Here is a 13,024-nt window from a genome sequence, read left to right as displayed (position 1 = left end):
TGGCAGATTATGTTATATCTGCCGTTCCTCTTTCGCACGAAGTAACGCCGGGCAGCTTTCCCGTGGAATGTATGGTGTCGGAAAGGCAACGCTTTTTGGAACATAATCAAACGTGCTAAGAGAATCAGACAATATTTTCAGGCATTCTCTGGCCATATCTTCCAGGGGCAGGCTGATTACGGAGAGAGAAGGAACACAATATTCCTCCTGCTCAGGGCGTCCACTGCCGACACTGATGAGCTCGATTTGCTCAGGGATATGCAAACCTCTTTCATAAAAGGCCTTGAGCGCTCCAAGGGCAATACTGTCAGAGGTACAAAAAAGGCAGTCCGGCAGAGAGTTTAAACCACACAAAGTAAGAGCGCCCAAATAGCCACCCTTCATGGTATCATCTACCGTAACAGAAACAGGGTGTTCCATCCCGGCTTCATTTACCTGAAATTCGAAAACATTCGTCCTGATATTCATTCCGGAAAAAGTAGCCGGAGATTTTAACAGTGCCGGATGCTTTTTGCCATGGGCAGCAAATATTTGAGCTGGAAGAAGTCCGATTGTTTTATCATCCATTGTTACAGTTGAATATTTTTTTGAGTATCTGTTATAGAGAACAATTGGAATATTAAAATCGTTGTTTTCCAGATATTCCATGTCCGTTTCTGAAGGATTACAGATGATGATTGCATTTGTAGCAAGCACAGACTCCTGGGTCAGAACATCCTCTAGGTGGTTGTTCTCATAAGGTACGATAGAAAGCTGGAATTGATAATTGTTTTCTATAATTGTGGTCTGGAGGCCTTTTAAAAAGCGGGAAAGCAGATGGATTCGGTTATCTGAAACCCAATACAGAGAAATATTGGATTTTGAAGAAAGGCTGCCCCTCAAAATTTTAGCCTGAATATTTGGCTTATATCCCAGTTCCTTGGCCGCCTCCAGAATTCTTTGCTGGGTTTCTTTTTTTATCTTGCGTTTATCGCCATTTCCCTTTAGAACAATAGAGACAGTGCTTGGGGAAAGTCCTAACTTGGCGGCGATATCTTTAATAGTAGCCATGATAACCTCCCATATTTTATTAGTGATGAACCAGGTGCTTTAGGCATTATTATTTTTATTGTACCACATATGAGATCAAGAAAGAAAGCAAGACAAAAGTTTTTTCATAAAAATATTATATTTGCGTTTAAGTTGTATGATGTGCTTTATCATATGATGCCAGGTTGCGCGAGGAGAGCTGTCTGAATTGTCTTAAGGGGATAAGTCCATAAGTAAGTATAACGTTAGAATAAAGTGCGTGAAACATATAGTAATAATAACCAAAATTAATACAATCAAATAGTGCAAATTGACGAAAAAACAATAAGTATAACGTTGTATATTGACAAAGGGTTGAACTGTGATATACTCAAGATACAAGTACAACGTAGTACTTAGAACAAATACACAGGAGGATGAAAAATGAAGAAAAAAGTGTTAGCAGTATTGCTGTCCGCTTCTATGTTAGCCGTAATGCTCGCAGGATGTGGGAAATCTTCTGACGCACCGTCAGGAGAAACGCAAGCAGCAGATGATGCCGGTGCAGCCGAAGATGCATCTGGGGGGGGGTACTGAGGAAAACAACAGTTCTGATACATCCGGTGGGGCGGTAAGTTCCGGAGAACCGAAAAGCGGCGGTGTTTTAAGGTACGCTTCCGCATCTACCGTATCCACACCGGGGTATACGCCGGAATGTTCAAACAATGCGTCATTGATTTTTTTGACAACTGCATATGAGTTTTTGGTGACCTATGCCGAGGATGGCAGCTTAGCACCAAAGCTTGCCACAGAGTGGGAAACGGATGCAGATGAACCAAGTATTACATGGACCTTAAGGGAAGGCGTTACTTTTGCAGATGGAATGCCGTTTAATGCGGAAGCGGTTAAGGCCAATATTGAAGAGTATCAGAAGAGTGAGCGTAATGAGACAAACAATATTGCAAGCTGTGAAGTGATTGATGACACCCATATTAAGATGGTTCTGAATTCCTGGAATTCATCCACATTGGAAGCCGTAGGTTTCTTCGTATATTATATGTCACCGGAAGCCTTAAAGGATGTGGATTCCTTACGAAACAGTTCCTGCGGTACGGGACCTTTCCAGGTAACTGATTTTTCACCCGGGGTTTCCGTTAAGTATGCGAAGAATGAAAATTATTGGCAGGAAGGCAAACCTTATCTTGACGGAGTTGAAATTTATACCGTGGACGAACCTACCACCAGATCCTCTGCGTTCCAGGCAGGAGAATACGACCTGCTTGAAATGGATGATATGACTATCGCAAATGAACTGGCTATGAGCGGAAATTATGAGACAGAGGATAATATAACAGGCCAGGGATTTGTCAGCACAGGTATTATCCCTAACAGCGCAGAAGACGGACCTTTTGCCGACCCTCTGGTGCGCAGGGCTCTGTGTTATGCGATAGATGTGGAAGCAGTTGTGGAAGCTTTTGGTTATGGCATGTGGATTGAGCTTGACCAGTGGGCAACACCCGATGCAGTTACTTATAATAACGATATCAATCATTTTACCTATGATCCGGATAAAGCGAGAGCATTGTTGGCTGAGGCAGGATATCCGGATGGATTTACAACTACATTCACAACGAATCCGGGACACAAAGACGAGTTTACCGCGATTGCAAATATGCTTGAAGAAGTAGGAATTCACTGCGAAATGAACCTTGTTGATGAAAGCGCACAGGTGAATCTGTATTCTACGGGGACATGGACGGGGATCATGGGACACTTCGCTGCAATCTCTCCGGACCTCGGCCTTTATATGGGACGTCATCTTGACTATAACGGAGCCTTCTATGCGCCTGGTATCCAGCATCCGGATGAGGCAATGGATCTTTTAGAGGCAATCCGTACGGCTCCCACGGAGGAAGAAAAGCATAAACTTGAGCATGATATGCAGAAGCTGATGTATGATGCGGAGGAAGGACTTGCAATTTTCGGAAGGCCTCTTTACACCTCAAAAACAGCCGTTTTCAAGTATGATTATGTCAAAGATGACAACAGAGGTGTATATCATAATGATACGTGGACTCTTGCTGATTGCTGGCTGGATAAATAATCCTGTTGTGTATCTGACCTGTTTCGGTATAACCAAGAGGCTGCCATATTATTACGATATGGCAGCCCTATTAGAAAAGGAGGCCCGTACGTGAATAAGAAATTGTTAAAAATGATTGGAAGACGTATCGTCCAGTCTGTCATAGTTATTTTTATTGTGACGTTGATAGTGTTCCTGCTGAATCAGATGGTGCCGGGAGATCCGATAGTTAACTTCTTAGGACCAAATGCAACCGAAGAACAAATCGAGTATTATACCCAGTTATTTGGATATGACCAGCCGGTTCTGGTACAGTATTTCAAATGGATTCAGGGATTGTTCCGGGGTGAGATGGGACGTTCCGTGGCACTGCAGATGGAAATCTCCGATATTCTCTTTGAACGTTTAAAAGTAACATTATCAATGGTATTCCCTGCCTTTATATTGGCAGTTGCCCTGGGAGTGACACTGGGAATTACCGCTGCCAAAAAAAGAGGAAGTATATTCGACTCTGTAATTTCCTTTTTTGCCAATATCGGAATGTCTATGCCGATGTTCTGGTTCGGAATGATTTTGATTCTTATATTTGCCTTGAAGCTTGGTATTCTGCCTACATCGGGATTTACCGCATTCAGTGAGGGAGCAGGAGAATGGGCGTCTCATATAATCCTGCCGGTTATTGTGCTTGCCATGGGACCGTTAGCCCAGTTTACCAGACAGACAAGGTCATCTATGCTGGAAGTGATTCGCCAGGACTATGTAATGACGGCACGGGCAAAGGGAATCAGCCAGAAAGCAATCACTTTTAAGCACCAATTGAGAAATGCCTTTATACCGATCATTACCGTTATGGGAATGTCATTAGGCGGCATGATCGGAGGAACAGTACTTGTAGAAAGTATCTTCGTTGTTCCCGGGCTTGGAACGTTGATGATTTCATCCATTAAGAGCAGAGACTTTATGGTAGTGCAAAACGGCGTGCTTGTCATTGCAATCGCTGTTGCCCTCTGCAATCTTATCGTAGATATTCTTTATGGTGTAATCGATCCAAGAATCAGAAACGACTAAAGCGTACGGAAAGGAGAAACGAAGATGAACAGGAAATCAACATTAAGTAAAATAAAAGATTCCAGAGTAGTACGTGTTATTTTTGCCAGAAAATCGGTCGTATTCTGCCTGTGCGTACTGGCTGTCTTAATATTGGCGTCAATTGCTGCGCCACTTGTAGCGCCTTATGATCCGTATAAACAGGATTTGAAGGGGATGCTGCAGGGAATGAGTACGCAGCACATCTTTGGTACGGATGCAATGGGACGTGACGTGCTTTCAAGAATCATTTATGGCGGACGCGTATCCTTCACGGTAGGTCTGGTGTCCGTTCTTATTGCGGGAACAGCAGGTATGATTCTAGGGCTGATAGCAGGTATGGCAGGGGGACTTGTGGATGCGGTTATCATGAGAGTTATGGATGCTATGATGTCAGTGCCCATGATTATTATGGCGCTCTTTCTGGGAAGTATTTTCGGCAAGGGACTTGGAAACATTTGTCTTGCAATCGGTATTTCCATGATACCGAGCTATGCCCGTGTTACCAGAGGACAGGTTCTTACCGTAAGAGAAATGGACTATGTTACGGCCGGTACTTTGTGCGGCGCATCTAAGATGAAAAATGCCGTTTCACACATTTTTCCGAACTGTGTCTCCTCCAATATCGTGCTTATGACCATGAACCTGGGCAGTGCAATTTTAAATGAGGCGGCTTTAAGCTTTCTTGGAATGGGAATCAATCCGCCTACGGCAAGTTGGGGCGGTATGGTAAATGACAGTTATAAGTATATGGGGACAAATGCGGTCATTGCAATTGCACCAGGTCTGTTTATCATGATTGTGGTACTTTGCTTTAATATGGTAGGTGATGCGCTCCGTGATGCAATGGATCCGAAGCTCCGTGGAACCTTAGGTAAGAAAGTAAAGCGCAGCAAGGGAAAGAAAGGATAGACATTATGGCAGATAAACTTCTTGAGATTAAGGATTTGAATATAACATATAATACGGAAATTACCACTGTTTATGCAGTGAACGGAATGAGTCTGTCGCTGGAATATGGAGAGACACTTGGGCTGGTGGGAGAGACCGGAGCCGGGAAGACCACAACCTGCCTTAGCGTTATGCGGCTGCTGCCGGAAGGAATCGGAGAAGTCACGAACGGCTCCATTATCCTTGACGGAAATGATATGCTGAATCTTTCCGAAGATAAAGTAAGGGAACTGCGTGGGAATATTGTCTCCATGATTTTTCAGGACCCGATGTCGAGTTTAAATCCGGTTATGACAGTAGGCGACCAGATTTTGGAGGTATTAAAAGAGCATAACAAGGATATGAGCAAGGCGGACTTAGATAAAGCGGTAGATGATATGATGGAATTGGTAGGTATTCCTGCTAACCGCAAGAATGAATATCCCCATGAGTTTTCAGGCGGTATGAAACAGAGAATCGTTATCGCCATCGCCCTGGTCTGCGAGCCGAAGTTGATCCTTGCAGACGAGCCTACAACGGCTCTGGATGTTACGATTCAGGCGCAGATGCTTGGCCTTATCAATGATTTACAAAAGCGTTTGAACACGGCTATGATACTGGTGACACATGACCTTGGCGTTGTGGCGCAGACCTGTGAGAAGGTTGCGGTCATGTATGCCGGGGAAGTGATTGAGTTTGGAAAGGCGGAGCATATATTTGGCGCGGAAAATCTGCATCCTTATACCAAAGGATTGTTTGATGCTATCCCGAAGCTGGACGAGGATACGGAACGTTTGGTTACAATTGACGGTATGATACCGGATCCTACGCAGGTCATAAAAGGATGCCGTTTCGCCGAACGCTGTAAATTCGCTACGGATAAATGTAAAGTAGCGCCGCCGGTGGTGGAAGTGGAACCCGGTCATTTGGTGAAATGCCATAGATACGGCAAATAGAATCAGGTAAAGGAGGTGAATGGAATGGAAGAAAAAATATTAGTTGAAGTACAGGACTTAAAGAAATATTTCAAGACGACTAAGGGAATGCTGCATGCTGTTGACGGAGTTAATTTTCAGATTAAAAAAGGTACCACGCTGGGTGTTGTAGGAGAATCCGGCTGTGGAAAATCCACACTTGGACGACTGCTTTTGCATCTGCATGAGTCAACCGGCGGAAAAATTATTTATGACGGGGTGGATATTACCAACTATGACGAGAAGCAGATGCGGGAGGTCCGAAAGAAAATGCAGATGATTTTCCAGGACCCACAGGCTTCTCTGGACCCCAGAAAGAATGTAAAAGAATTAATCGGCGAGCCATTGAAAAACTATAAGGTATGCGGAACGAAAGAAGAATATGAGAAAAAGGTAGAAGAAATCATGGATACGGTAGGCCTGGCAAAGCGATATGCTGAAAGCTACTCCCATGAGCTGGACGGTGGAAGGCGCCAGAGGATCGGTATTGGGCGTGCGCTGGCAATGAACCCGGAATTTATTGTCTGTGATGAACCGGTGTCTGCTTTGGATGTATCGATTCAGGCGCAGGTTTTGAACCTGCTGATGGATTTGCAAGATGAAAAGGGCCTGACCTATATTTTTATTACCCATGACTTAAGCGTTGTAAAACATATAAGCCATGAAATTGTAGTAATGTATTTGGGACAATGTGTGGAGTATGCCAAAACGGCGGACTTATTTAACAATCCGATGCATCCCTATACCCAGGGTCTGCTAAATGCCGTACCAATTCCCAGTTTAACAGCCAAGAAGCTTTCCACGCAGGTGATGAGAGGGGAACTGACTAGTCCCATTGACCCGGTGCCAGGCTGTCGTTTTGCGGCAAGGTGTCCCTATGCAACAGATAAATGCCGGGGCAAGGATATAGAACTAAAAGAGATTGAACCAGGTCACTTTGTAAGCTGTAGAAAAGTACTGGATGAGATGAAGGTATGATAAGGAGAGAATTATGGCGGGACAGGAAAAAGCGGCTGGGGCGCAGGCGGAAATGGAAGAACGCCTCCATCAGGAGATGCTGAATATCAGAGCGGAATTCGATAACTGCCCTGTGGACGGAGCAGCATGTGATTATGCTATGGAGGAATGCTTTCTGCCGATGCCTGACGGAGTAAAATTACATACAGTCATATATAAACCATCGGATAAACAGAGCTTTCCGGTATTGATACAAAGAAGCTGTTATCCTGCGAATATGGAAATTTACAAAGTATATGGTCAGGAGCTGACAAAGAGAGGGTATGGTTATGTCTTGCAGATATGCCGCGGTACCGGCAAAAGTGGAGGCCAGTGGGAGCCGAATGTGAACGAGCGCAGGGACGGCATAGCAACGCTTAGCTGGTTAAATGCACAGGACTGGGCGGAAAGCATCGGCTACTTTGGCGCCAGTTATCTTGCGCTGACAGGATGGGCAGTTGCAGATGTTGTTCCGGATAAAGTGAAAGGCATGATGCTGACGGTGTATGGTACGGACAGATTTAAGTCGGCCTATGAGAAAAGATTGTTCCGGCACGATGTTCTGACCGGGTGGAGTATGGCAAACGCAGGGCATCCGGTGGAAGCGGATTATCTGGAGAGCTGCAGATACAGACCCCATGCGAAGGTAGACGAACAGATGTGGGGAGGGCGGCTTGACTGGTACCAGGATTGGATTCATGCGGTAAAACGCAGCGATGCATACTGGCAGCAGGGCTGGTGGAAAGAATTGGCGGAAATACCTGCAAAAGTAAAAGTTCCGGTTTATATCGTGGATGCCTGGTACGATCACCATTTTGGCAGTGCCATGAATACTTATATTTCTCTTAATGAGGAAACGAAAGAGCACAGCTGGATGGACGTGGGATGTTGGAACCATATGTGTGAGAACTGTATTGAATGGGGAGAGCAAAAGAACCTTGAAAACGGTGATGTAAAACGCACCCTTGAGTGGTTTGACCTGCTGTTAAAGAAAAAAGAAATGCCCCAAAAGCGAATTCGTGCCTACGTGATGCGGGAAGATTGCTGGCAGAAACTTGAAACGTGGCCTTTGCCCTCGGGATGTGTCAAAAAGTTTTACATCCGAGAGGACAGAAGCTTGGGGGAAGATACGGGGCGGGCAGGAGAAATTACTTTTGATTACGACCCGGAAAACCCATGCCCTTCTCATGGCGCGGAGAGTGTGCTGACTACAATTACCGAGGCAGGTTCTCTAAAGCAGCCAGAGCCGGATTATAGGCCGGATGTAGTGAGCTTTTTAAGCGAACCGCTTACGCGGGAGCTGGCGATGGCAGGGCAGATCAAAGTACATCTAAGGGTCAGGACGGATGCTGATGACACTGCTTTTTCGGCAAAGCTATGTGAAGTATTTCCGGATGGCAAGGCCTATAATATTCGAAGCGGTATTACAACCATAGCAGCAGATATGCCGCAGGACGCTGTCTATAGCCCCGGTGAAGAAGCGGCGGTATGCATAGAGTTTTGGGATATTGTGTGGACCGTTAAGCCGGAAAGCCGTCTGCGTCTGGATATTTCTTCTTCTGATTTTCCGCAGTATACGGCGCATAGTAATTATGCCGGTATCTGGTCGGAGCAGGAAAAGAGCAGAATCGCCCATCAGGTGATTTGTACGGGGAATGCAGGCTGCTATTTGGAAATTCCCTTGTCCCCGGCCCAAAAGTAGTTCAGGTGGTTTGTTATGCCGCCAAGCGGCATGATTAAAAATTATAATATAATGAAGAAAGAGGTAAAAGTCTATGAAAAAAATTGCAATTGGCGGTGGCCAGGGCTTTTGGGGCGACTCCCCGGATGCTGCGCTCCATATGCTGCGTCATGCGGATATTCAATATATGGCATGCGATTATCTGGCGGAGCTTACTATGTCTATTATGGCCAAACAACAGTTAAAGGATCCCGGTAAGGGATTTGCTCCGGATTTTGTCACAAGAATTTTGAAAGAAGGCGGCAAGGAAGCATGGGAAAAGGGAATCCGCATTCTGACCAACGCAGGCGGTATGAATATTACCGGCTGTGTGGAGGCTATCAGACAATGGGCTGATTCGGCGAGTATGAAGGGGTATAAGATCGGATATGTAACAGGAGATTCCATTAAAGAGAAAATACCGCAACTTTTGAAAGAAGGCTGGACATTCCCTAATTTTGATTATGATGGGGATTTTAATGAGATTGTTGATAAGATTTACAACTGTAATGCTTATATTGGACATGAAGGCATCAAAGAGTGCTTAAACCAGGGGGCGGACGTTGTAATCACAGGACGTGCGGCTGATTCCGCATTGTTCCTTGCTCCTTTTGCCCATGAATTTGGATGGGCTGAAGATGATTGGGATAATCTGGCAAGAGGTATTATGGCAGGACATCTCTTAGAGTGTGGCGGTCAGGGAGCAGGCGGCAACTATATGTATGACTGGCGCGGTGTTCCGAGAATGGATGAACTTGGATTCCCGATTGCCGAGATTACGGACGACACCTTCGAGATTACGAAAGCTCCTGATTGCGGCGGTATTATCTGTGAACAGAGCTGCAAGGAACAGTTCCTTTATGAAGTGCTGGACCCTGCAAATTACATGACGCCCGATGTAAATGTTGATATCAGTCAGGCAACAATCACGCAGGTTGGACCTGACAGAGTACGCATTGGTAATGTACGCGGCAAGCAAAAGCCTGACAAACTAAAACTTTGCGTGGGATATCATAAGGGCTGGAAGACCGTATCTATGTTGAGCTTTGCATGGCCGGATGCCTATGAGAAGGCACAGTACTGTGCAGATGTGATTATGAAGAAAATGGCAAGACGGGGCATGAAGGCGGACGATATACATATCAGCTATATCGGAGTGAACAGTCTGCATTTGAATGTGGCGGATATGAGCGAAGAATCTCTGAAGAACCTGAATGAATGTGTACTTCGCATTGCGGTATTTAGTGAAGATAAGTCCGAATGTGCCAAGATTATTCCGGAAATCAGCCCAATGCAGTTAAACGGCCCTCCAGGAGCATCTTTCTTCGGCGGACGTGCACATGTGCAGGAGGTAATGGCGTTGTGGCCGACCTACGTTCCTAGAGATGCCCTTGATATTCAGGCGCACATCCTGGAGGTATAACGTGAGAAGAACTTCTAATTACCTGTGGCAATTTTCACTGGCATCAATGACTGCTTTGTGTAGAAGTTCTAAGTCTGCTGTGCAGACTGTTCTCACGTAAGTAAGTGCCCAAAGTACGGGCATTCTTCGTATAAATATTAAATAAGTGGAAGGAGATAAGGAAAGATGGCGGAGATTTATTTAAATGATATCGCCCATGGACGCAGTGGAGATAAAGGTGATACGAGCAATGTTTGTGTATATGCAAGAAAACCCGAATACTACAAGATTATTGAACGTGAAGTGACACCCAAAACGCTGCATGCACATTTTGGCGATATGGTAAAAGGCGAGATTGTAAGATATGATGTTCCGAGTCTTGGCGGATTTAATTTCGTGATGAAGCATGCGCTGGGGGGCGGTGCGACAATGAGCTTAAGACTGGATTCTCTTGGAAAGTCCATGGGAAGCGCGGTTATGCGGATGAAAATCCATGTGACAGATGAAGAAATGAGTGGAATTATCGCGTAAATGGGGAGGTTTATATAGATTGAGCGGCAAAAATATTCAGGATATACAGGCATTAGAGGATTTAAAAGTGCTTGATCTTACGAGAGTTGTGGCAGGGCCATATGCAGGTTCTATTCTTGGAGATTTTGGCGCACAGGTGCTGAAAATTGAGATTCCCGGGCGTGGGGATGATGCGAGAGCGTACGGTCCTTATGAAAACGGAGAGAGCATGTACTACGCGAATTTGAACCGGAATAAGAAGGGCATCACACTGAACTTGAAAATGGAAAAAGGCAAAAAAATTTTTTTGAAACTTGTGGAAGATGCGGATATCCTTTTGGAGAACTATCGGCCCGGAGTTATGGACAAGCTGGGAATCGGCTATGAGAAATTGCATGAAGTTAATCCCCGGCTGATTTACGGAACTCTTTCGGGATTCGGCTCCTATGGTCCGTATTCACAAAGACCAGGATACGATATTGTGTCGCAGGGAATGGGCGGACTTATGAGCATTACGGGAGCAGAAGGCGGTGAGCCTACAAGGTCAGGAAATGCAATGGGGGATATTCTTGGCGGTATGAATCTGGTCATCGGTGTTCTGCTGGCTGTTCATGCAAGGGAGATGACCGGTATAGGACAGAAGATTGACGTATCGCTGGTTGATTCGGTGGTGGCAAGCCTTGAAAACGCTTACGTGCGGTATTTTAAGTCAAAGGAGCTTCCCAAGCGGACAGGAAATGCTTATGCATCTATCGCCCCCTATGACACCTATCAGGCAAAGGATGGAAGGGTGATTCTGGCATGCGGAAATCAGAAGCTGTATGAAAAATTTTGTATTGAAGTTTTGGACATGCCCTGGATGATTACGGACGAGCGTTTCTTAACAGTACCTCTTAGGGTAAAAAATAATAAAATCCAGAAGGCCTACATAGAGGAGTGGAGCATTCGGTATACGGTGGACGAAATTGTAGAGAAAATGCTCAGCAAGGGAATTCCGGCAGCGCCTCTTTACAATGTAAAGCAGATTACGGAAGATGAACATATTGCGAAAGTAAGGGAAATGTTTATTGAAGTGGAACATCCCGTAATCGGCAGGTCGAAGGTGAATGGTAATCCTGTTAAATTAATGGACATGATGCCCCGGATTAATTATCCGGCGCCCACACTTGGACAGCACAATGAGGAAGTGCTTGCTGGGCTTGGGTATACGAAGGAACAGATTGGAGCGCTGCAAGAGGAAAAAGTCATATAAAATCTGTTTTTAGAGTTTAATAACATTGAAGAACTGCTGTAATCCCGAAAGGGGAACGGCAGTTCTTTCGTTCATTCCTTTATTTTGTCAAATTCTGTAAGATTAATACCAGAAGCTGTTAAGATAACTTTTAAATCTATATATCGGTCTTTCATCTCAGCGTATGCTTCAGAGTTTTTATCAGACAACCGCATATAACGCTGCAATCTTGCAAATTCTTCAACATTTTTTTGCATCATTTCTTTTTCGGTCGTTTCTAATACCTCCATATTTTCACCGCCTTTACAATGAAAGTAACTGTTAGCATGTTACTATATTTATTATAATGGTTTCAATTGCCGGTGTAAAGTCTATTGCTTTGTTCATTTACAGCTTATTAAAAAAAGCAAAAAAAGTACTTGCATGATACGTAAACTTCATGTATACTAATTAATGCTGTGGCATGATAGCGATGAAGCGTGAGGTTGCTGCATTGCCGAAAGACATTGCAGGTTTTCCGTGGAGCGAATGTCAAGAGGTCGGCAGAAATATAATGCCGGACCTAAGAACCTGACGGCAAGTCACTGTACAAACATATTGTCTGCCAAGCAAGGCAGAAACACGGGCGTTGAGCAAGTCCGAGGTAAATGTGCGGATAAATCCGCGCGTTATCTTTCGGGAAAGCATGACACGCACGGAAGAGTGTACAGTCACCACTTGTCGTACTTAAATCTTATAAAAGTGCGAAAAGGAGGCGGCTTTTTTTATGGCAAGTCAAGTAATGAGAATCACACTCAAGGCTTATGATCATCAGTTGGTTGATGCATCTGCCAAAAAAATCATCGAAACAGTTAAGAAGAATGGATCACAGGTAAGCGGACCGGTTCCCCTTCCTACTAAGAAGGAAGTAGTTACCATCTTAAGAGCGGTTCACAAATACAAAGATTCCAGAGAGCAGTTCGAACAAAGAACCCACAAGAGACTGATCGATATCATCACACCTACACCCAAGACAGTGGATGCTCTGCAGAGACTGGAAATGCCCGCAGGTGTGTACATTGATATTAAGATGAAGAACAAATAA

At 44.8% G+C, this 13,024-nt stretch carries 13 protein-coding genes; 11 read left to right on the top strand and 2 right to left on the bottom strand.

Going from position 1 to position 13,024, the window contains the following annotated elements:
- Positions 1–12: 12 nt before the first annotated feature.
- Positions 13–1,050 carry a LacI family DNA-binding transcriptional regulator gene (locus D5281_RS15525; RefSeq protein WP_160561018.1) on the bottom strand — a complete coding sequence of 346 codons (1,038 nt, stop codon included), beginning with the start codon at positions 1,048–1,050 and terminating at the stop codon, positions 13–15.
- 402 nt (positions 1,051–1,452) lie between these two features.
- On the opposite strand from D5281_RS15525, the gene D5281_RS15520 reads away from it, so the two are divergent.
- From D5281_RS15520 to D5281_RS15475, 10 genes are all read left to right on the top strand, one after another.
- Complete coding sequence (locus D5281_RS15520) at positions 1,453–1,605, top strand: hypothetical protein (protein ID WP_160561017.1); 153 nt, start codon at positions 1,453–1,455, stop codon at positions 1,603–1,605.
- Complete coding sequence (locus D5281_RS15515; protein ID WP_160561016.1) at positions 1,562–3,112, top strand: ABC transporter substrate-binding protein; 1,551 nt, start codon at positions 1,562–1,564, stop codon at positions 3,110–3,112. Before D5281_RS15520 ends, D5281_RS15515 begins: the two co-directional genes overlap by 44 nt.
- Positions 3,113–3,202: 90 nt before the next feature.
- The gene (locus D5281_RS15510) at positions 3,203–4,159 is read left to right on the top strand and encodes an ABC transporter permease (protein ID WP_330585067.1); all 957 of its coding nucleotides are present in this window, start codon (positions 3,203–3,205) and stop codon (positions 4,157–4,159) included.
- Between the two features lie 24 nt (positions 4,160–4,183).
- Positions 4,184–5,089 (top strand): ABC transporter permease, encoded by a 906-nt coding sequence (locus D5281_RS15505; RefSeq protein WP_160561015.1) that lies wholly within the window; start codon positions 4,184–4,186, stop codon positions 5,087–5,089.
- A gap of 5 nt (positions 5,090–5,094) precedes the next feature.
- Positions 5,095–6,063, top strand: coding sequence for an ABC transporter ATP-binding protein (locus D5281_RS15500; RefSeq protein ID WP_160561014.1), 969 nt, complete (start codon positions 5,095–5,097; stop codon positions 6,061–6,063).
- Positions 6,064–6,087: 24 nt separating this feature from the next.
- Positions 6,088–7,059, top strand: coding sequence for an ABC transporter ATP-binding protein (locus D5281_RS15495; protein WP_160561013.1), 972 nt, complete (start codon positions 6,088–6,090; stop codon positions 7,057–7,059).
- Positions 7,060–7,072: 13 nt separating this feature from the next.
- Positions 7,073–8,779: a CocE/NonD family hydrolase gene (locus D5281_RS15490; RefSeq protein WP_160561012.1), complete on the top strand. Its 1,707-nt coding sequence runs from the start codon at positions 7,073–7,075 to the stop codon at positions 8,777–8,779.
- Positions 8,780–8,852: 73 nt separating this feature from the next.
- Positions 8,853–10,220 (top strand): acyclic terpene utilization AtuA family protein, encoded by a 1,368-nt coding sequence (locus D5281_RS15485; protein WP_160561011.1) that lies wholly within the window; start codon positions 8,853–8,855, stop codon positions 10,218–10,220.
- Positions 10,221–10,385: 165 nt separating this feature from the next.
- Entirely contained in the window at positions 10,386–10,730 is a 345-nt protein-coding gene (locus tag D5281_RS15480) for an AtuA-related protein (protein WP_160561010.1), read from the top strand.
- A 19-nt stretch (positions 10,731–10,749) separates the two neighbouring features.
- Positions 10,750–11,961, top strand: a complete 1,212-nt coding sequence (locus tag D5281_RS15475; protein WP_160561009.1) for a CaiB/BaiF CoA transferase family protein — start codon at positions 10,750–10,752, stop codon at positions 11,959–11,961.
- Positions 11,962–12,032: 71 nt separating this feature from the next.
- On the opposite strand, the gene D5281_RS15470 is transcribed toward D5281_RS15475, so the two are convergent.
- Positions 12,033–12,230 carry a hypothetical protein gene (locus D5281_RS15470; protein WP_160561008.1) on the bottom strand — a complete coding sequence of 66 codons (198 nt, stop codon included), beginning with the start codon at positions 12,228–12,230 and terminating at the stop codon, positions 12,033–12,035.
- A 476-nt stretch (positions 12,231–12,706) separates the two neighbouring features.
- On the opposite strand from D5281_RS15470, the gene rpsJ reads away from it, so the two are divergent.
- Positions 12,707–13,024, top strand: coding sequence for a 30S ribosomal protein S10 (gene rpsJ, locus D5281_RS15465; protein ID WP_016281731.1), 318 nt, complete (start codon positions 12,707–12,709; stop codon positions 13,022–13,024).

Source organism: Parablautia muri, from assembly GCF_009917485.1.
Classification (GTDB): domain Bacteria; phylum Bacillota; class Clostridia; order Lachnospirales; family Lachnospiraceae; genus Suilimivivens; species Suilimivivens muri.
This window is presented reverse-complemented; position numbering and strand designations above follow the sequence as displayed.